Genomic DNA, 21,015 nt, shown 5'->3' on the forward strand with positions numbered 1-21,015 from the left:
GTCTTTTTAGTTGCAAAATTTAGATGTATTTAACAGCTGTTCCGTAAGCCACGACAGATTGCATGTCTGTGCCAATTGTGCCAGAATCAAAACGCATCATCACAACGGCATCTGCACCTAATTTAGAGGCTTCTGCTTTTAAACGTTCGATTGCTTGGTCGCGTGCTTCTCGTTGCATATCAGTGTAACCTTTGATTTCACCGCCAACTACGCTTTTTAGTCCAGCACCTAAATCTTTAAACATATTTTTAGAACGTGTGGTTAACCCGAAAACTTCTCCAATAATTTCATATTCTTGACCGCTAATTCTCTCGGTTGTTGTAACTAACATGGGCAATTTCCTCCAGTGCTTGTTGGTAACTTCAATTTACCATAGTCAAGAGTTTGGTACAACGAATATACATAAAAACGACACTAGAAAAGATGCGCTTCCGCATTTTTCTAGTGTCGTTTTAGTAATAATTAATCAAGAATAGGATCTTTTTTAGAAATCATGACCCAAACCCAACTAATTAGAAAAGCAACCGTTGCTGGAACGACCCAGCCCATGCCAATAGTGAACAATGGTAAGTATTGGCTGGCTTTTTCTAAAAGCGTTGTTACAAACGCCGTATCTTTGATAAAGGCAGGCGCGCTATTTAATGCATCTAAAACAGCAGCAATCAATGTGATATAGGTCGTTGCTTGATAGACTTCCCGTCGATGTTTGAAAATAGGACTGATGATTACCAAAAGCATTAAAGTAATCGCCAATGGATAAAGGAACATCAAGACTGGAACGGCAAATTGAATGATGTTGGTTAAGCCGACATTTGCAAAAATAGCTGGTAAAATAACAACAATTGCCAAGAATTTTTGATAGGAAACTTTCGGAAACATTTCTTCAAAAGTCTCAGAAAAGGCTGTGCTTAAGCCGATACCAGTTTTTAAACAAGCAAGAACTACGATAAAAGCCAGTAAAATACTCCCTGGTAGGCCTAAATAGTAATTAGCAATTTGGGCTAAGGCAATCCCGCCGTTTTCACTGATTGGAAAAGCCCCGATACTCATTGTTCCCATATAAGCAAGTAAGGTATAGATAATCCCCATCAATACAACACTGAAAGCACCTGATTTAATCATTCCTTTAGCGATATCTCCTGGTTTTTCGACGCCCATATTTCGTAAAGTGGAAACGACAACAATCCCAAAAGCTAATGAAGCTAAAGCATCCAACGTATTATAACCTTCTGTAAATCCTTTAAAAAAAGGACTTGAAATATAATTTTCACCAACAGCGGCACTGGCCACATGACCTAATGGTTTTACAAAGGCTAAAACAATCAAAATTCCTAGCAATGCTAAAAATAACGGATTTAAAAATTTACCCACATAATCTAAGATTTTACTTGGCTTTCTAGAGAAGAGCCAAACTGCTAAGAAAAATAATGCGGAAAAACCAGCAAGAACCAGCCATTGCAAGTCTTTAGGAACAAATGGTGCAAGACCAATCTCAAAAGAAGTAGTTGCTAACCTTGGTAAAGCAAAGAAAGGACCAATCGTTAAATATAATAGTAAGGTAAAAATAAGAGCATAACGACGATTAATCCGAGAAGCTAAGTCAAAAACACCTGAACTTTTAGAAACACCCATAGCAATGACACCAAGAAAAGGTAAGCCAATTCCAGTAGCTAAGAAGCCCAAGTTTGCTAAAAAGACGGAAGCCCCCGCTTCTTGTCCCATATGTACAGGGAAAATTAAATTTCCAGCACCGAAAAACAAACCGAATAACATTGAACCAACGTATAGATAATCACGCCAAACTAACTTTTTTTGCATAGATTCACACTCCTTAATATTGTCTTATTATTTAAAATAACAGAAGAAGAAACAGAGAGCAACCAGTTTTTATAGAAAACATTGGTTTTCTTATTTTTCTATGAAATAAGCATACTGATAATCATCACAATAGTGTCCATTTATATAAAATTCTTCTTTAAAATGTGCTTCCTGCACAAAACCATGTTTTTCATAGAATCGAATGGCTTCTTGATTGGTAGCCATTACTCGCAAACTCAGCTTATGAATCCCGCTTATCTGGGCCATCTCTTTGACATACGACAACAAAGAACCACCAATCCCTTGGCCTTGGAAATCTGGCGAAACGCCAATACTTAGTAGCCATTGTTTTTGATGAGCTGCTAACGAAGTGGGCGGATGGACTTCAATAAATCCAGCGAGTTGTTGTCCGCTGATGGCAACAAAAATCGTTTCATCTTTCATTTTTTCTTGATATGCCGCAAGCGAGAGTGGTTGTATCTCGGCAGGGGTATTCTTTTTTGTCCAAATGATTTGGTCCAAGGCATGTAATGCGGGCCAATCGGCTTCGGCAACTAAGCGAATAGTGAGTGAGGTAGACAAGATAATAGGGCTCCTTTTTCTGAAATTTTAAAATATAAAAAGACTATAGCATTTATTGTCTGAAAATTCAAATACTTTTAAAACGAAAAGAAAAATGGCTGCACCTTTTCGAGAAAATCAAAATATGCTACCATAGCTACCAGAGGATAGATGGTAAAAAAGAATCTATCTAAATGGAGGGTATGTTTGTGAAAAAAATGGCAGTATATTGTGGCGCCAGTCTGGGGAATGAGCCAATCTATCAGCAAGCTGCAGTAGCGTTAGCCGCTTGGATGAAAGAAAATCACTATGATCTAGTTTATGGCGGTGGCAATGTTGGTCTAATGGGTACGGTGGCTGACACGCTTTTAGCAGAAGGTGGAGAGGTAATTGGTGTTATGCCCACTTTTTTAATGGAGCGGGAGATTGCACATAATGGCATTACAAAGATGCATACAGTTAGCGATATGCATGCGCGTAAGAAAAAGATGATTGAATTGGCAGATGTATATTTAGCTTTACCCGGTGGGCCCGGCACGCTAGAAGAAATTAGCGAGGTGATCTCTTGGGGCCGAGTCGGTGAACATATGAATCCTTGTATTTTATACAACGTGAATGGTTACTATGATTTATTAGCTGCTTTTTTTGATAAAATGGTAGAAACTAGTTTCTTAACAGAAGCGGATCGAGCTAAAATTTTCATTTCAGATTCCTTAGAAGAAATTGGTGCATTTATTGATTCCTATGAACCGCCAATGATTCGTCAATACAAAAAATAACAAAAGAGGCAGTCACTCTAACCAGAATGACTGCCTCTTTTTTACTAGTTTTTCGTTAAAATCCGATGTAAGAACTCTTTTGTCCGAGCTTCTTTTGGATGGATAAAAATATCTTCAGCGGTCCCTTCTTCGGCAATGACACCTTTATCCATGAAAATAACACGATCGGATACGTCCCGCGCAAATTCCATTTCATGTGTTACAATCACCATTGTTAGCCCTGTATGGGCAAGATTTTTCATCGTTTTTAGCACTTCGCCAACCATTTCAGGATCCAATGCAGAAGTTGGTTCATCGAAAAGTAAGACATCTGGATCCATTGATAATGCTCGAGCAATGGCTACCCGTTGCTTTTGTCCACCAGACAATTGAGCAGGTTTGGCATCAATAAAACGAGCCATGCCAACTTTTTCTAAATTTTCTAAGGCAATTTTTTTGGCTTCTTCTTTGTTTCTTTTTAGGACAGTCATCTGACCAGAAGTACAATTTTCTAAGACATTCATATTATTAAATAAATTGAATGATTGGAAAACCATACCTAAATGGGTCCGATATTTGGGCAAACTATAACCACGTTCTAAAACATTTTTACCATTATAGATGATTTTGCCATCTGTTGGTTTTTCTAACAAATTAATACAACGTAGTAACGTTGATTTACCAGAACCAGAAGAACCGATAATGGTGACAACTTCTCCTTTGTTGACGTTCATATTAATATCTTTTAATACTTCGTTTTCGCCAAAGCTTTTTCGTAAATGTTCAATTTCAATAATTGCACTCATCTGTTTGCCTCCTAGCTTTCTTTTCCTTCTTCAGTTAATTCTTCTACTTTAACGTAAGCAGAAGGGCCATCCATTTTACGTTCCACAACACGTAAGATTCGTGTGATCACAAAAGTCATTACCAAGTACATGATGCCGACAATTGTAAAGGTTTGGAAGAACTGGAAGTTTGCGCCAGAAGCAGCATTCCCTTGGAAGAATAAATCTGCAACACCGATAACACTTAACACGGCCGTATCTTTGATATTAATGACAAATTCATTCCCTGTTGCAGGTAAAATATTACGTAATACTTGGGGAATAACGACTTTACGCATTGTTTGTCCATGGGTCATCCCAATCGCTTGTGCTGCCTCGAATTGTCCTTTATCCACTGCGAAAATACCTCCGCGAACAATTTCAGACATATAGGCACCAGTATTCACAGAAACGATAAATAGTGCGGCCACTGTTCGGTCTAAAGAGATGCCAAAAGCTAGAGCTAAACCATAGAAAATAACCATTGCTTGAACCATCATTGGTGTACCACGGAAAACTTCAATATAAATAGAAAGAATTAAATTTCCTAATTTTTGGAAGAAACGAGCGACTGGGTTTTCAGAATCTGGAATTGTACGGAAGACACCAATTAGTAAACCAAGGGTTGTTCCGACGACCGTCCCAATTAACGCGATAAATAGAGTTAAACCAGCACCACGTAAAAACATGTCGCCATATTGATTCCAAATATTTTTGAAATCGTTAATAAGTCCTGTTTTTTGTTCATCACTATCTGTTGCTGCAGGTTGATCCTTGATTGCTTGGTCCATAATTTTTGTCCGTTCATCTTGAGAAATACCTGCTAAAATTTTGTTTACTTTTTCAATGTCTGGATCGCCTTTACGCATGCCGACTGCTACTTGCGAGTCTTCAGCGCTAGCATCAAAGCCATTTTCTTTTGGAAATTCTAACATTTTTAATTCTTTATTGACACTAGTTGCTGTTATGCCTTCAGGGCGTTCACTAACATACCCATCAATCATGCCAGAAGCAAGTGCTGTTCGCATAGCTGAAAAGTTATCCATTGCTTGCTGTTTATTGACATTTGGAATTTGATCAATTAATCCGTAGTGGAATGTATTTAGTTGAGCTGTAATTTTAGCATCAGCTAAATCTTTCAAGCTTTTTGCATTAGCGTATTTGCCATCTTTTTTTACAATTACGACAAATTGTGATTCATAATAAGGGTTTGTAAAAGCAATTTCTTTTTTTCGTTCAGCGGTTGGGCTCATTCCGGCGATAATGGCATCAATTTTTCCAGATTGTAAGGCGGGCGCCAAGCCGTCCCATTTGGTTTGGACAATTACTAATTTACGACCTAAACCATCGGCAATTTTTTTAGAAATTTGAACATCATAGCCGCCTGCATAAGAGTTGCCTTGAATAGGCACTGCGCCATGTGCGTCATTTTTCTGTGACCAGTTAAAAGGGGCGTAGCCAGCTTCCATGCCGACACGAAATTCACCATTTTCCTCCGCCGAAGCGTTGGTTGTCATGCCAAGTAACGAAAATAGCGTGACAAGTAGTAGACTGAATGAAAAAACTTTTTTGTTCATCTTTTTCTCTCCTTTAAATTTCTTGTCTGATTGATCGTTTTGTCTTTTTTCAATCAACAAGCTTTGATAATCAGCTGAGCAAAAGCGATTCTGTCTTTTTAAAGGAGAATACTTCTGTCACAACCTATTTTTGAATACAAAAAAACAACCAAACAGATGTAAGGTTGCTAGGTAATGTCGAAAAAAATTCCTCAACGAAACATAGCACAACTTAGCATCACTACTAAGACAGTCCGCAAGCTCTTAACTTACGTCCCAACACACAACAGAAGAGGCTCCGTTATGCATTTCGGCGATTGATCCTAAACTTGCTTCCCAGTGTCCTCTCACTCCACAAGCGTAATAAAAACCGCGACCTCTACCTCTTTTTTGAGGCACTATTCAGTTATTAAATTCAGTTATTAATTTTAGGATAAATCCAGAAGAAAGTCAATATGTTCCAGCAAAGGAATTTATCAAGAGGACACAAACACCATGAAATTAGCGTAACATTTTCCCTACGAAATAGAAACTAATACGAAAAAAGCAACCATTCCTAAAGGAACAGTTGCTTTTTACTTAAGCTTTGACAGCTTTTGGTTCACGACCTAAAATAGCTTGAAGAACAGTCAATACACCTAAAGAAGCTAAAATTGTATAAATTAGACTTGAGTAAGTTAAGATACCGAAATCCCAAGTTTTGTAAACTAATAAAACAATTGCTAAGGCGATAATAGCGATAACGTTGAAGAACGCAAAAGCCCAAAGATTTCCGTTTTCTTTACGAGAAAGATAAAAAACAGAGAACCAAATGCTTAAAACGCCCCAAGCGATGCAGGCAATAATTGCAGCCCAATAAATAATAAATGCGACCATTGTTGTTTCACCTCACTTTTACTCATGCATATTTTACCACGAGTTGAGAAATTTGTCACAAACTCTTTCAAGATAAATCAATATATAGGTAAGAAGTTTTCAAAAAGTGGAAAAACTTTTGGTGCTAATGTTAAAATACGTTATAATATAGAAGATTAGGAGCTGAATCGATATGCAAGATATCACGCAAGCCGAGGCAATTCATTGGTTGGCAACCCAACAAAAACTCACATTTTTAACAGGTGCGGGTATCTCGACAGCCTCAGGTGTGCCAGATTATCGTTCCTTAAAAGGTGTCTATCAAGGAATCCAGCAACCGGAATACTTATTGAGCCGGACTTGCTTAAAAACAGAGCCAGAAAAGTTTTATCAATTCGTTAAAACGCTCTATCATCCAGACGCACAACCTAATATCATTCACCAGAAAATGGCACAATTAGAGCAAATGAAACGGGGAAAAATTGTTTCACAAAATATTGATGGGCTTCATCGAAAAGCAGGTAGCCAAGAAGTGGTGGACTTTCATGGTAATTTATATGAATGTTATTGCCAAACTTGTGGTACAACGGTTCCTTGGCAAGACTATTTACTTAGTGATCGGCACGCAGACTGTCATGGACAAATCCGTCCAGCTATTACTTTGTATGAAGAAGGCTTATCCGAAGAGGCAATCGAAAAAGCCATTCAGGCCGTTGCTTCTGCCGACTTAATCGTGATTGTCGGCACGAGTTTTCAAGTGCATCCATTTTGCGATTTGATTCATTATAAACAACCAACGGCAGCTATTTTAGCCATTAATCAAACGCCGCTATTTTTACAACAACCTTATTATTTTTTAGAAGCGAAAGCCGAAACGATATTTGCAGAATTAACGATAAAGGAGTAACGGAATGGAAGAATTTAAATCAGAAAAAGAAAAAATGATCGCAGGTACACTATATTTTGCCTCAGATCCTGAATTAGTGGCTGATCGCAAAAAAGCCCGTGAACAAATGGCGTTAATTAACCAACAACCAGACACTTATATTCGTCGTCAATTAATAGAAGAAACATTTGGAAAAGTGGGTGTCGGGACGTACATCGAACCGATGATTCAATTTGATTACGGCTACAACATTTCTGTGGGGAAAAATTTCTATGCCAATTTTAATAACGTTTTTTTAGATGTTTGTCCAATTGAAATTGGCGATAACTGTATGTTTGGCCCCAATGTGCAACTCTATACAGCCGAGCATCCATTACAAGCGGCCAAGCGTAATAGCGGAATGGAATCAGGGAAACGAATTATCATTGGCAACAATGTTTGGATTGGCGGTGGAGCGATTGTCCTTCCTGGCGTAACATTAGGTGATAATGTAGTGGTGGCAGCAGGTGCTGTTGTGACCAAATCGTTCCCAGAAAACTGTGTGATCGCAGGTAATCCAGCACGGATAATTAAAGAATTGACTGAAGATGACGCCCCAACAACTTCTTTAGAACAACAACGAGCAAAGATTAACCAAATCGATAAGGAACTGGTCCGTTTATTAGAACAGCGGATGGATGTCGTCGCAGAGATTGCTGCAGTGAAAAAGAAAGCAGGTCATGCGGTTTTTGATTCTGAAAGAGAACAACAAGTATTAGAAACTATTCTGAATCATGTTGAAAATGCCGATTATGAAGAAACATTATCTGAGACTTTCCAGGGAATTATGGACGCCTCTAAACGTTTCCAAGAAAAACATTTAGGAGAGTGAGGCGAAGGTTGTGGATGGAGAAATCAGAAGAAGAGAGATTGTTAAAAGATTAAGAGAGACCGAAAAGCCAATTAGTGCCACTCGTTTTGCAAAAGCTTTTGATGTCAGCAGACAAATTATTGTAGGGGATGTCGCTCTATTACGGGCGACAGGGGTCGAAATTGTCGCAACAGCTCGAGGGTATATGTTGGAACAACCTTTAGAAGGAATTGAGCGGAAAATTGCTTGTCAACATACGCCTGAACAAACGAGAGAAGAATTGTCAGTCATTGTTGCCAAAGGTGGAGAAGTGGTAGATGTGAGTATTGCACATCCGCTTTATGGGGAATTAATCGGCAGTTTGCGCATTCAATCAGAGAAAGATATTGATAAATTTATGGACAAGTATCAAAAAGAGCATGCTACATTACTATCAGTTTTAACAGGAGGCGTCCATCTGCATACTATTCGCTGTGCAGACGAAGAAACTTTCCAAGAAATCAAAGAGGCGCTTCGAAAAAAAAGTATTTTGTTTGAAGGATAACGAGAAAAAGAGAGGACATTGATGTTTGTTCAAGCCCTTTCTTTTTTTTCTTAGAAAATTACCAAAAAAAGATAGAAGAATTTGTGAATTTTCTTCTATTTTTTTAACTTTTTGCTAGAAATTTTTTATGAAACAGTATACTATTAAAAAAGGAGCCATTTAAACAATAACTATGTCAATTATTATGTTGGTACATAAAAATAAATGGAGAAAAATAAAAAAGGAGAATGAGTATGAAAAAACAATTTGCCCTGTTCTCTACCTTATTACTTTTAGGTTCATCAATGCCAGTAGGTGCATTTGCAGAAGGTAATAACTTGGTAGCTGAAAATAGTTCTGTCGCAGAAACAACCGCAGAAGCAACAACTGCTGAAGCCACTGAAACGACAGCGACTAGTGAAACAACAGAAGCGACAGAAGAATCAACAACTGAAACAGAAAGTTCAACCGAATCAAGTGAATCTGCAACCACGGAGTCCACGGAAACGTCAGGAACCGAAACGACAGATTCCACAACGGATTCTACATCCACAAGTACGACAGAATCGACTACTGACTCCACCTCGACGAGTACAACAGAGTCAACCACAGATTCTACGTCAACAAGTACAACTGAATCAAGTACCACGCCAACGACCACACCAAGTTCTTCTAAAGAACAGCCAAAACCTGGCACGAGTACTTCTGAATCAAAACAGCCGGCGAAACCAGTGACACCAACAGCACCAGCTGAAAAGCCAGTAGAGCAACCAGCAGCGTCAACACCGCAACCTGAAATAGTCCCACCAGTTACAAATGAAACGGTTGGGTTAGTGGAAGACGATGAGACGTTTACGGTCAGCAAAACGAAGAAGACAGAAGAGTTTATTCAAGAAATCGGTGAATCTGCTCGGAAAGTGGCCAAGGACAAAAACTTATATGCTAGTGTGATGATTGCTCAAGCAATTTTAGAAAGTGGCAGCGGCAATAGTAAGTTAAGCCAGAAACCAAACTACAATTTGTTTGGTATTAAAGGCGATTACAAAGGTCAATCTGTTTCTTTTATTACCTATGAAGACAATGGTTTCGGTAACCTATACACAGTAGAAGCAAAATTCCGTCAATATCCAACGTATAAAGAATCAATGGAAGATTATGCGAAATTATTGAAAAATGGTTTAGATTCCAATAAAGATTTCTATCATGGTGTCTGGAAAACGGAAGCCAAAACATACAAAGAAGCGACACGTTTCCTAACAGGAAAATACGCAACGGACAAAGATTATCATAAGAAATTAAATGCGTTAATTAAAACATACGATTTAACTTATTATGATAAAGAAAAAGCAACCGTTGAACCAATGGAATCAAATTTCCCAGCCTATAATGGCAAAAACTATGACACCTTTAATAGTTATGCTTGGGGCAACTGTACACAATATGTCTACAACCGTATTACGCAATTAGGTAAACGTGTGGACTTAACAATGGGGAATGGTCAAGATTGGGGCGAAACAGGTCGTGCACGCGGGTACAAAGTAAGTCGTACACCAAAAGCAGGCGCAGCGGTTTCCTTCCCAGCTGGTGTTTTAGGCGCAGACAATACTTATGGTCATGTCGCATTTGTGGAAAAAGTCTTTAAAGATGGTAGCATCTTAATTTCTGAAATGAACGTGAAGGGATTAAACGTTGTTTCGACACGTACAATCTCAGCCGATGAAACACATTTAATGAACTATATCGTTCCAAAAGATAAATAAAAAAATCAGCTCTTTGTCAATAAGAACGAATGAGTTGTAAAAATCAAAGCTAGCACTGAAGAAGCAATTTTAATTCTTCAGTGCTAGCTTTTTTTGTGGCAAAAGGTTTCTCCAATAAAGTTTGATACATTCAGTTATTGCCAGGAGATTTCAGGTCGGGATAAGTTAGCAACAGTCGCCGAGAGCTATATTTTTTTCAGGTAGAATCATTTACTTTTAGGTGAAAGATGCCTTATAATTGTAAGCGGATACAAATATAAAAAAAGAGGTGGGTAAATGAGTAAAAAAGAAATAAATCAAGTAGTTGCCAGTAGCTATCAATTGTATATTAATGGAGAGTGGACAACAGGTAGTGGTAACAAAATGATTGCTAGTTACAATCCTAGTAATGGCGAAAAATTAGCAGAATTTGTTGATGCCACAAATGCAGATGTAGATCGAGCTGTAGAAGCAGCCCAAGAAGCGTTTCAGACATGGAAAGATGTTGATGTTGTAACAAGAAGCAATCTTTTATTGAAAATTGCTGATTTGATTGAAGAAAATCAAGAACATTTGGCTATGGTGGAGACTTTAGATAATGGAAAACCGCTTCGGGAAACGCAATCGATTGATGTCCCTGCCAGTGCAGACCATTTTCGGTATTTTGCTAGTGTGATTCGTGGAGAAGAAGGGTCTGTCAAAGAATTTGATAAGGATACGTTATCCATTGTTGTGAAAGAACCCATTGGTGTTGTGGGTCAAATTATTCCGTGGAATTTCCCCTTATTAATGGGTGCTTGGAAATTAGCACCAGCGTTGGCAGCAGGTAATACGGTTGTGATTCATCCGTCCTCGAGCACATCATTAAGTCTGTTGGAATTGTTTAAAATTTTTGATCAAGTCTTGCCGAAAGGAGTAGTGAATTTAATCACCGGTCGTGGTTCTGATTCAGGAAATTATATGTTGGCACATCCAGGGTTTGATAAGCTAGCTTTTACAGGTTCAACAGAGGTGGGGTACACTGTCGCTAAAGCTGCGGCCGACCGCCTAATTCCAGCCACTTTAGAACTTGGCGGAAAATCAGCCAACATTATTTTTGAAGATGCCAATTGGGAACGTGCATTAGAAGGCGTGCAGTTAGGGATTTTATTCAATCAAGGGCAAGTTTGTTGTGCTGGGTCTCGTGTGTTCGTTCAGTCAGGTATTTATGATCAATTTGTAGAAGCTTTAAAGGAAAAGTTTGAACAAGTGAACGTTGGTTTCCCGTGGGAAAAAGATGTTGAAATGGGCGCTCAGATCAATGAGCATCAATTGGAAGAAATTTTAAAATATGTCGAAATTGGTGTGAAGGAAGGAGCTACACTGATTACTGGTGGGCAACGTTTAACAGAAAATGGGCTAGACAAGGGGGCGTTTTTAGCACCTACGTTATTAGCGAACGGCACGAATACAATGTGCGTGGCCCAAGAAGAAATCTTTGGTCCTGTTGCAACAGTGATTAAATTTGAAACGGAAGAAGAAGTCATTCGTTTAGCTAATGATTCTGAATATGGTCTAGGTGGTGCCGTCTTTTCTCAAGATATCAATGTGGCATTACGGGTTGCTCGTGGTGTACGGACAGGTCGGATGTGGGTCAACACATACAATCAATTGCCTGCGGGCGCGCCATTTGGCGGTTATAAAAAATCAGGAATTGGTCGAGAAACGCATAAATCAATGCTAGATGCTTATACGCAAATGAAAAATATTTACATTGTGACAAAAGAAGAAGCAGATGGACTGTATTAAGTAGTGTAGTGAATTTTAGATAACAAACTTATTTTTGGTTATTGTTATTTTTCGAGCTAAACAAAACAATAATTTTTTTTAAAAGTTGAGTGATGAGTAAAGTAAAACAGATTAAAAGTAAAGCCTGGTGCAAAAATCACTTTGGATTTTTGTACCAGGCTTTAAAGCGGAGTAACAATAGTGGTCACTCTTGGTTGTTTTTAATTTTCGACTATTATAGAAGGAGTTATTTTGCTTCTTCTGCTTCAAATTTAGCAAAAGCTGTTTCAATAACTTCTTTTAATGCAGAAGCAGAAGCTTCCATTTTTTCTTGTTCAGCATCTGTTAATGGAATTTCAATGACTTGTTTAACGCCTTGGCGGTTGATGATCGCTGGTGCACCGATATAAATATCGTTTTGACCATATTCACCTTCTAAATAAACAGATAATGGTAACACAGAGTTTTCATCGTTTAGGATAGCTTTAGTGATACGCGCTAGTGCAACCGCGATTCCATAGAAAGTAGCTCCTTTTTTCTCGATGATTGTGTAAGCAGCGTCGCGTACGTTGAAGAATAAATTAACCATTGCTTCTTCATCGACGTCAGGATTATTTTTCACCCATTCGTAAATTTGTAAGCCAGCGACATTCGCATGTGACCAAACTGGGAATTCTGTATCTCCGTGTTCCCCTAAGATGTAGGCATGGACATTTCGTGCATCAACATCAACTAATTCGGCAATTGCTTGACGGAAACGAGCAGAATCTAGTGAAGTTCCTGAACCGATTACTCGTTCTTTCGGGAAGCCAGAGAATTTCCAAGTTGAATAAGTCAAAATGTCGACTGGGTTTGCGGCAACTAAGAAGATACCGTTGAAACCAGAATCAACAATTGTTGTAACGATTTCTTTATTAATTTTCAAGTTTTTATGAACTAAGTCTAAACGAGTTTCGCCTGGTTTTTGAGGCGCACCAGCTGTTAAGACAACTAAGTCTGCATCATGGCAATCGTCATAAGTAGCAGCATAGATTTTTTTAGGAGAAGTAAATGCTAATGCGTGAGATAAGTCCAACGCGTCTCCTTCAGTTTTTGGTACATTAATATCAATAATCCCAACTTCTTGAGCAATATTCTGAGTTACTAAAGCAAAGGCATAGCTAGAACCTACGGCACCGTCCCCGACTAAAATTACTTTTTGGTGATCTTTATTCCCTGCGGCTGCAGTCATGTGTACCATTCCTTCCTCTACATTCTTTTTCGTGAGCAACGAGTTTTTATTTCCTGTTGCTAAAGTGATAGTAACATGGTTTGTAAAAAATGTCACGAACTTTGATTGTAAAAATGATACAGTTTTCAGACCTGTTTCAAAATGGTAGCTCTTACATGTGCGTAATTTCACTATCTTGCGCATATTTAAATTTCTAAAAAATTTTTTTACATCTTTCTTAATCTTCAAAGACTGCGAGTTTTTTTATTTCTATGGTATAATGAATAAAACTGGGTAGCGCATACGCTTCCCAGCCATTTTGTGTTGGCAAGCTTATAATCCAAGGAGAATGAAAGATGAAAGTAATCGTAGGACTGGGAAATCCCGGTAGTAAATACAAAGAAACAAAACACAACATTGGCTTTATTACGCTAGATGAAATTGCGTATCGGCAAAATGTTTCGTTTAATAATAGTAATTTTGAAGCAGATATTGCAGAGTTTTTTATAGGGACTGAGAAAGTATTGTTAGTGAAACCATTAACATTTATGAATGAATCAGGTCGCTCTGTTGGTCCGTTGTTGACCTACTTTGGGGTAGATGAGGAAGACTTGATTGTTATTTATGATGACTTAGACTTAGAGGTCGGTAAAATTCGTTTACGGCAAAAAGGTAGTGCTGGCGGCCACAATGGGATAAAAAGTCTGATTGCCCATTTAGGAACTAATGTCTTTCCTAGAATTAAAATTGGCATTGGTCGGCCCTCAAAAAATGATACAGTTATCCACCATGTACTAAGTACTTTTCCCAAAGAAACACACGAAGAGATGTTACTTGCTGTAAAAAAAGCAGCCGATGCCGCTTTATATGCATGCGAAGGACATACGTTTGTTGAAACAATGAATCAATTTAATGGAAAATAGCAGAAAGGAGGGCCCTTGTTTGAATATTATCGAACGAATTAGCCAAACAGAAATTGCTAAATCATGGCGCAGTCAACTAATGACAACAGGAACGCGCCAACTAATTACTGGGTTATCAGGCTCTGCTAAAACATTACTGATGGCAGGCGCTTTACAAAAGACGCATCAAAAAATTGTTATTGCGGTCCCAAACCTATACTATGCCAATCAATTAGTAGATGATTTTTTAAATATTTTACCTTCAGAACAAGTTCATCTATTTCCAGTAGATGAAGTGTTATCCGCCGAAATGGCCTTTTCTTCACCAGAAGCGCGCGCAGATCGAGTGAGTGCGTTAAATTTCCTGATGACAGCGAATGCAGGAATCGTGGTCGTACCAGTAGCTGGACTACGAAAATATTTGCCAACGAAAGAAACGTGGCAAAATGCGCAACTTCATTGGGAGATCGGGACGGAAGTAGAACCTGAAATCCTCGCGCAACGCCTAGTGTTAATGGGCTATGAACGCCAATCGATGGTCGGGAAGCCTGGCGAATTTAGTATTCGCGGAAGCATTATTGATGTCTATCCGCTAAATGCCGAATACCCTGTTCGGGTGGAACTGTTTGATGTTGAAATTGACTCCATCCGTTATTTCGAAGCAGATACCCAACGTTCATTAGAAAATCTTGAAGAAGTAACGATTTCACCAATGACTGATTTAGTATTCTCAAAGGCAGATATGAATCATGGCATGATGAGGTTACAAGATGCTCTAGAAAAACGTTTAGCGACAGCTAAAGATCAAACAGAGACCGGTTTTTTAGAAGAATATTTTGGTCAGTTGCTGTCTTCTTGGGAGCAAGGGATTCCTACAGAAAATGCTCACTATTATACAGATTTTCTGTACCAACAAAAAACTACGCTGTTAGATTATTTACCAGAAAATAGTTTGCTTTTTGTGGATGATTATTCTCGTATGATGGAAACGGAGCGAGAAATCGCTAGAGAGGAAGCGGAATGGCAAACCCTGAAAATTGAAGAAATGCGCGTGTTTTCTGAACAAACTTTTGGCGTAGACTTTCATGATCAATTGCGAAAAACTGCACGAAATACGACCTTCTTTTCACTTTTTCAAAAAGGAATGGGGAATCTTCGTTTCCAAGAAGTCCATAATTTTCAATATCGTTCAATGCAACAATTCTTCGGGCAAATGCCGTTGCTAAAAGCGGAAGTGGACCGTTGGCAAAAGCAAAACCAAACGGTCGTTGTTTTTGTTCCTACGAAAGAACGGATTCAAAAAGTCGAAGAGCTATTTCAGGACTTTGATATACCTAGCGTAGTAAGCAATTGGGATCAGCTGTTAGATGGGCATGTCCAAATTGTCCAAGGTGCATTACAAACAGGGTTTGAATTACCTAAAAACAAGCTCGTGGCGATTACGGAAAAAGAAATTTTTCATACAACGACCAAAAAACGGGCACGTCGTCAAACAATCTCTAATGCGGAACGTTTGAAAAGTTATAGCGACTTAAAAACGGGCGATTATGTCGTTCATGCGAATCACGGGATTGGTAAATATATTGGTATGGAAACCTTAGAAGTTGATGGGGTCCATCAAGATTACATGACTATCTTGTACCAAAATGATGACAAGTTATTTATTCCAGTCACACAATTGAACTTGATTCAAAAGTTCGTTGCTTCCGAGTCTAAAACGCCGAAAATTAACAAGCTAGGCGGCAGTGAGTGGACGAAAACCAAACGAAAAGTTGCTTCGAAAATTGAAGATATCGCGGATGATTTAATCTTACTTTATGCGACAAGAGAATCGGAAAAAGGTTATGCTTTTCCGCCAGATGATGCGTATCAAAAAGAATTTGAAGAGGCTTTTCCGTATTCTGAAACAGATGATCAATTACGTAGTGCTGCCGAAATTAAACACGACATGGAAAAATCTCGACCAATGGATCGTTTGTTAGTTGGCGATGTAGGGTTTGGTAAAACAGAAGTGGCTTTACGAGCGGCCTTCAAAGCTGTTAGCAACAATAAACAGGTTGCCTTTTTAGTGCCAACAACTATTTTAGCGCAACAACATTACGAAACGATTCAAGAGCGGTTTGAGGGCTTTCCTGTAGAAATTGGTTTATTAAGTCGTTTCCGCACGAAAAAACAGCAAAATGAAACAATTGAAAAAATTAAACATGGCCAAGTAGATATTGTGATTGGTACCCATCGTTTATTGTCGCAAGATATTAACTTTAGTGATTTAGGCTTGTTGATTATTGATGAGGAACAACGGTTTGGAGTGAAACATAAAGAACGACTAAAACAATTGCGTTCACAAGTGGATGTCTTGACGTTAACAGCAACGCCAATCCCAAGGACCCTTCATATGTCAATGTTAGGTGTCCGTGATTTATCCGTCATCGAAACCCCACCAGAGAATCGTTATCCAATCCAAACGTATGTCATGGAAAATAATCCTGGGGCGATTCGGGAAGCGATTGAGCGAGAAATGGCCCGAGATGGTCAAGTCTTTTATTTATACAATCGAGTAGATACGATTGAACGAAAAGTTGAAGAGTTACAAGCGCTAGTTCCAGACGCACGAATTGCGTATGCACATGGTCAAATGACAGAAATACAACTGGAGAATACTTTGTTTGATTTTATTGAAGGACAATATGATATATTAGTCACTACAACGATTATTGAAACAGGAGTAGATATTCCTAATGCTAATACCTTGTTTGTAGAAAATGCGGACTACATGGGCTTATCTACGTTGTATCAATTACGTGGTCGTGTGGGGCGTAGCAATCGAGTGGCCTATGCTTATTTTATGTACGAACAGCAAAAAATCCTAAACGAAGTTAGTGAGAAACGTTTAGAAGCAATTAAAGACTTTACGGAATTAGGTTCTGGGTTCAAAATTGCGATGCGTGACCTTTCCATTCGAGGGGCCGGAAACCTTCTTGGTGCCCAACAACACGGCTTCATTGATTCGGTTGGGTTTGATATGTACTCACAGATGTTATCTGAGGCAGTTGCTCGTAAACAAGGAAAAAATATCCAAGACCAAAAAACGTCTGTTGAAATTGATTTGGGCATTGATGCTTATATTCCAGGAACGTACATCACAGATGAACGACAAAAAATTGAAATTTATAAACGGATTCGTCAATTAGAAAATATGGATATGTACGAAGAATTAGAAGCGGACTTGTTAGACCGCTTTGGAGAGTATCCTGACGAAGTGGCGCATTTATTAACCACTGGCCGTATCAAAATGGATGGCGACCGTGCCTTGTTAGAAAGTATTCGTAAACGCGACCAAAAAGTCAAGTTTGTGTTAAGTAAAATTGGCACAAAAACATACTCTGTGGAGCAGTTGTTTGAAGCGTTATCGGCAACCAGCTTAAAAGCGGATCTAGCAGTTGAGAAAGAACAAATGACTATTTCCTTGAAGTTGCCGAAAGATTGTAAAGAAGCTGTTTGGATTCAAGAAATTGCTACTTTTACAACCGCATTGCGACAAGAAAAATACAAACATTCGCAAGAAACGGATTCCCTTTAAAAGGAGGCCTAGAAGATGGCACAAAAAGAAATGCAACGAATGATGCAAGGTGCCGTTGTGTTAACCATTGCTTCCTTCATTGCAAAAGTGTTGAGTGCGTTTTATCGCGTTCCTTTTCAGAACTTTGTAGGGGATGAAGGATTTTACGTGTATCAGCAAGTTTATCCAATCTATGGGATTGCGATGACATTAGCATTGTCAGGCTTACCGCAATTTATTTCCAAAATTGTTGCTGAACAACCAGATATTCGGAGTCAAAAACAAGTGTTGCGCCAACTATATCCCTATGTGTTATGGTTAGCGATTGCTTGTTGGGCCTTCTTTTTCTTTGGTAGTCAAGAAATTGCTATTAGTATGGGGGATGCTGCACTCCAACCATTAATGGAAGTTGTTTCCTTTACCTTTTTACTCGTTCCAATTCTTTCTTTCTATCGTGGGAATTTTCAAGGTCATTTGTTGATGGTGCCTAGTGGTATTTCACAGGTGATGGAACAGTTTGTGCGTGTCGGGGTTATTCTAGTAGCTGCGTTGTCCTATCATTACTTTGGTGGCTCCATTTACCAAACGGGGACGGTGGCCATGAGTGGTGCGTTGGCTGGCGGTATCTTAGCGGTACTTGTCTTATGGTACTACAATCGAAAAATTCTTAGTGGAAGTACGGAATACTTGCATCAATGGAAGATTATGCCTCAAACTAAAGAACTATTTAAACGTTTAATGATTGAGGGTGGTTTGGTCTCTTTATATAGTGCTTTTCTGATTCTATTTCAATTAATTGATTCCTTTAAAGTAAAAAATGCCCTCATGCTTTTCGGGCTCTCTGATTTAGCTGCGAAAGTGGACAAAGGGGTCTATGATAGAGGACAACCACTAGTTCAATTAGGGTTGGTAATTGCTTTAGCTTTAAGCTCGACCTTTTTACCAGGTTTGACAAAATATTTTATGAAAAAAGACCGTCAACAATTTTTACAAGTTGCAAAAATCTTTTTGCGTCTTACCACAACCTTGGCATCGGCGGCTTCGATTGGTCTGATGATGTTATTGCCGTACATGAATTTTACGCTTTTTAAAGATTATAAAGGCAACGATGTTTTAGGGGTGTATGTTTTATCCATCGCTTTTATGGCCATTATTCAGGCCTACCAAAGTATTGAACAAAGTCGCAATCGTTTTAAAGGTCCTTTAGTGGCAGCTGGTGTGGGCTTATTAGTGAAGTTACTGACAACAGGCTTTTTCACCATTCGTTGGGGAACATTAGGTGCTAGTTGGTCTACTATTCTTGGGTTACTAGCGACGTTATTCGTTTTAGTCCGACAATCGGATGCAGCGATTAATTGTTTTGTTCGAGAACGAAACTTTTTGAAAAAACTGTTGCTTAGTTTAGCAATCATGATGCTGTCATTGCTGGTCTATCAAGGAATTATCTCCATCTTGTTCCAAGGTGTGCATCACCGAAGTCAAGCGTTTTTCGTTACAGTTTTAGGCGTTGCAGTGGGTGGTACAGTTTTTATTAGCACCATCATTAAGTTAGAATTATTTACGATACGTGAATGGTTAAGTTTACCGTATGGCGCAAAAATTTTACGGATGAGACAAAAAAAATAAAAGAGGTGAATGTGATGCGGTTAGATAAATTTTTAAAAGTTTCTCGCATTATTAAAAGAAGAACAGTTGCCAAAGAAGTCGCTGATAAAGGCCGGATTCAAATCAACGGAGTCTTAGCCAAATCTTCTAGTACTGTGAAGATTGGTGACCTTGTCAAAATTCAATTTGGGAACAGAATTTTAGAAGTAGAAGTCCTGCAACTAAATGACTCTACGAAAAAAGAAGATGCCACAAAAATGTATGAAATAAAATCAGAAACACGTGTCTCTGAAGAATAAACAGGTGAGGATGGAGCGCTTGGCAAGTTCATTGAAAAGATGAATATTCCAAGCGCTTCATCCTTTCAGCGTTTTAATGAAACAGACGCGCCGCTTTTGAAAAAATTAATAAATCAACCGCTGTTATTTCAAAAGCAAAGAATATTTTAGAAAAAAGCTTGATTTTCTTTAACTTCTCTGAAATTAACATTAGACAAGGTTCTTAGATGTTGGTATAATAAAACGGACAATCCAAAGCGAGTGGAGCGAGACGATGGGAAAGAATGAAAAAAACTCGAAGAAAGTTGCGGCATTGGAAAATGACTACACGAAAGAACAGTATGTCGAATTCCAAAAACAACAGAAACAATTGATTTTTAGACGCAGACGCTTGGCAGCGATTTTTCTCGTGGCCTTCATTATTTTTGCCTTTTCTGGCATCCAATTGATGAAAGATTATCATCGCTTAGGTGCTTTCAAACAAGAACGAGCAGATGCAATTGCTGAATCCGTAGCAGTTGATAAGAAGGTCAAGGATTTAAAAAAAGACGTTGCTTTGTTAAAAGATGATGATTATGTGGCAAAATTAGCACGTAGCCGTTTCCTTCTCTCAAAAGAAGGCGAACAGATTTATCCCACACCAGAACAAATGAAAAAAACACAGATTTCTGGAGCGGAAGAAAGCAAGAGCAGTTCAGAAAAAAATAGTCAATCACAGTCTTCAACTGAAACAACTAAGTCTTCAGCTGAATAAACTGCAATTATAATTAGGGAAAAAATAGGAGGAACAATTTTTTTATGTCAATCGAAGTAGGAGCTAAATTGCCAGGAAAAGTGTCAGGGATTACTAACTTTGGTGCATTTATTGATTTAGGAGAAGGAAAAACTGGGTTAGTACACATCAGTGAAGTGTCTAATGGATTCGTTAAAGATATTCATGATGTATTAACAGTAGGTGACGAAGTAACAGTGAAAGTAACCTCAGTTGGTGACGACGGCAAAATTGGCTTATCGATCCGTAAAGCACAAGAGCCAGCAGAAGGGCAACAACCAAAACGTGAATTTCAACGTCGTGAAAACAATTATGAGAATCGTGACCGTAATCCACGCGCAGGGGGCAAAAAGCCTTTCAATAAACCACAAGCAAATAACAATAACAATAAACAAGATTTTGACTCATTGATGAGCTCTTTCTTGAAAGATAGTGATGACCGTTTATCTTCATTAAAACGTAATACTGAAGGCAAACGTGGCGGACGTGGCGGACGTCGCGGCTAAGCACAAACAAATAGGGGGACTGGGGATAACGAATGGGTTATTTCTC

19 protein-coding genes and 1 riboswitch are annotated in these 21,015 nt (G+C 38.6%); of the genes, 12 read left to right on the forward strand and 7 right to left on the reverse strand.

From position 1 onward, the window contains the following. Nucleotides 1-19 precede the first annotated feature (19 nt). From IGM13_RS00875 to IGM13_RS00885, 3 genes are all read right to left on the reverse strand, one after another. A complete protein-coding gene (locus tag IGM13_RS00875; RefSeq protein WP_002381365.1) occupies nucleotides 20-331 on the reverse strand; it encodes a heavy metal-binding domain-containing protein in 312 nt (103 codons plus the stop codon). Nucleotides 332-462: 131 nt separating this feature from the next. Continuing rightward, a complete protein-coding gene (brnQ, locus tag IGM13_RS00880; RefSeq protein ID WP_002419121.1) occupies nucleotides 463-1,818 on the reverse strand; it encodes a branched-chain amino acid transport system II carrier protein in 1,356 nt (451 codons plus the stop codon). Between the two features lie 90 nt (nucleotides 1,819-1,908). Then, entirely contained in the window at nucleotides 1,909-2,400 is a 492-nt protein-coding gene (locus IGM13_RS00885) for a GNAT family N-acetyltransferase (protein ID WP_002376398.1), read from the reverse strand. A 173-nt stretch (nucleotides 2,401-2,573) separates the two neighbouring features. Between IGM13_RS00885 and IGM13_RS00890 the strand changes: the two genes are divergently transcribed. After that, nucleotides 2,574-3,158, forward strand: a complete 585-nt coding sequence (locus tag IGM13_RS00890; protein WP_002383869.1) for a TIGR00730 family Rossman fold protein — start codon at nucleotides 2,574-2,576, stop codon at nucleotides 3,156-3,158. 44 nt (nucleotides 3,159-3,202) lie between these two features. Here the strand turns inward: IGM13_RS00890 and IGM13_RS00895 are convergent, their stop codons facing one another. The 3 genes from IGM13_RS00895 to IGM13_RS00905 form a co-directional block, all read right to left on the reverse strand. Further along, the gene (locus IGM13_RS00895; RefSeq protein WP_002376401.1) at nucleotides 3,203-3,943 is read right to left on the reverse strand and encodes an amino acid ABC transporter ATP-binding protein; all 741 of its coding nucleotides are present in this window, start codon (nucleotides 3,941-3,943) and stop codon (nucleotides 3,203-3,205) included. A gap of 11 nt (nucleotides 3,944-3,954) precedes the next feature. Beyond that, nucleotides 3,955-5,538: an ABC transporter substrate-binding protein/permease gene (locus IGM13_RS00900; protein WP_002381368.1), complete on the reverse strand. Its 1,584-nt coding sequence runs from the start codon at nucleotides 5,536-5,538 to the stop codon at nucleotides 3,955-3,957. Nucleotides 5,539-5,732: 194 nt separating this feature from the next. After that, nucleotides 5,733-5,907: riboswitch (Lysine riboswitch) on the reverse strand. A gap of 189 nt (nucleotides 5,908-6,096) precedes the next feature. Further along, entirely contained in the window at nucleotides 6,097-6,393 is a 297-nt protein-coding gene (locus tag IGM13_RS00905) for a hypothetical protein (protein ID WP_002356244.1), read from the reverse strand. Nucleotides 6,394-6,565: 172 nt separating this feature from the next. Between IGM13_RS00905 and IGM13_RS00910 the strand changes: the two genes are divergently transcribed. The 5 genes from IGM13_RS00910 (at nucleotide 6,566) to IGM13_RS00930 (ending at nucleotide 12,158) form a co-directional block, all read left to right on the forward strand. Continuing rightward, nucleotides 6,566-7,279: an NAD-dependent protein deacylase gene (locus IGM13_RS00910; RefSeq protein WP_002383872.1), complete on the forward strand. Its 714-nt coding sequence runs from the start codon at nucleotides 6,566-6,568 to the stop codon at nucleotides 7,277-7,279. A 4-nt stretch (nucleotides 7,280-7,283) separates the two neighbouring features. Then, nucleotides 7,284-8,129, forward strand: coding sequence for a chorismate mutase (locus IGM13_RS00915; RefSeq protein WP_002383873.1), 846 nt, complete (start codon nucleotides 7,284-7,286; stop codon nucleotides 8,127-8,129). A gap of 10 nt (nucleotides 8,130-8,139) precedes the next feature. Beyond that, nucleotides 8,140-8,652 (forward strand): transcription repressor NadR, encoded by a 513-nt coding sequence (locus tag IGM13_RS00920; protein WP_002356248.1) that lies wholly within the window; start codon nucleotides 8,140-8,142, stop codon nucleotides 8,650-8,652. 227 nt (nucleotides 8,653-8,879) lie between these two features. Then, a complete protein-coding gene (locus IGM13_RS00925; RefSeq protein WP_002383874.1) occupies nucleotides 8,880-10,391 on the forward strand; it encodes a glucosaminidase domain-containing protein in 1,512 nt (503 codons plus the stop codon). 276 nt (nucleotides 10,392-10,667) lie between these two features. Further along, nucleotides 10,668-12,158 (forward strand): aldehyde dehydrogenase family protein, encoded by a 1,491-nt coding sequence (locus tag IGM13_RS00930; RefSeq protein ID WP_002361555.1) that lies wholly within the window; start codon nucleotides 10,668-10,670, stop codon nucleotides 12,156-12,158. A 226-nt stretch (nucleotides 12,159-12,384) separates the two neighbouring features. Here IGM13_RS00930 and IGM13_RS00935 read toward each other — a convergent pair whose 3' ends face one another. After that, nucleotides 12,385-13,368 carry an L-lactate dehydrogenase gene (locus tag IGM13_RS00935; protein ID WP_002356251.1) on the reverse strand — a complete coding sequence of 328 codons (984 nt, stop codon included), beginning with the start codon at nucleotides 13,366-13,368 and terminating at the stop codon, nucleotides 12,385-12,387. Nucleotides 13,369-13,703: 335 nt separating this feature from the next. On the opposite strand from IGM13_RS00935, the gene pth reads away from it, so the two are divergent. The 6 genes from pth (at nucleotide 13,704) to IGM13_RS00965 (ending at nucleotide 20,969) form a co-directional block, all read left to right on the forward strand. Further along, the gene (pth, locus tag IGM13_RS00940; RefSeq protein ID WP_002361556.1) at nucleotides 13,704-14,270 is read left to right on the forward strand and encodes an aminoacyl-tRNA hydrolase; all 567 of its coding nucleotides are present in this window, start codon (nucleotides 13,704-13,706) and stop codon (nucleotides 14,268-14,270) included. Nucleotides 14,271-14,289: 19 nt separating this feature from the next. Next, nucleotides 14,290-17,829 (forward strand): transcription-repair coupling factor, encoded by a 3,540-nt coding sequence (mfd, locus tag IGM13_RS00945; RefSeq protein ID WP_033591559.1) that lies wholly within the window; start codon nucleotides 14,290-14,292, stop codon nucleotides 17,827-17,829. Between the two features lie 15 nt (nucleotides 17,830-17,844). Next, nucleotides 17,845-19,434, forward strand: coding sequence for a putative polysaccharide biosynthesis protein (locus IGM13_RS00950; protein ID WP_002419124.1), 1,590 nt, complete (start codon nucleotides 17,845-17,847; stop codon nucleotides 19,432-19,434). Nucleotides 19,435-19,448: 14 nt separating this feature from the next. After that, the gene (locus IGM13_RS00955) at nucleotides 19,449-19,712 is read left to right on the forward strand and encodes an RNA-binding S4 domain-containing protein (RefSeq protein ID WP_002356255.1); all 264 of its coding nucleotides are present in this window, start codon (nucleotides 19,449-19,451) and stop codon (nucleotides 19,710-19,712) included. A 253-nt stretch (nucleotides 19,713-19,965) separates the two neighbouring features. Further along, nucleotides 19,966-20,445, forward strand: a complete 480-nt coding sequence (locus tag IGM13_RS00960; protein ID WP_002419125.1) for an FtsB family cell division protein — start codon at nucleotides 19,966-19,968, stop codon at nucleotides 20,443-20,445. A gap of 44 nt (nucleotides 20,446-20,489) precedes the next feature. Beyond that, entirely contained in the window at nucleotides 20,490-20,969 is a 480-nt protein-coding gene (locus IGM13_RS00965) for a S1 domain-containing RNA-binding protein (protein WP_002356258.1), read from the forward strand. The last annotated feature ends 46 nt before the right edge of the window (nucleotides 20,970-21,015 follow it).

Source organism: Enterococcus sp. DIV0561 (assembly GCF_050539875.1).
Taxonomy (GTDB): domain Bacteria; phylum Bacillota; class Bacilli; order Lactobacillales; family Enterococcaceae; genus Enterococcus; species Enterococcus faecalis.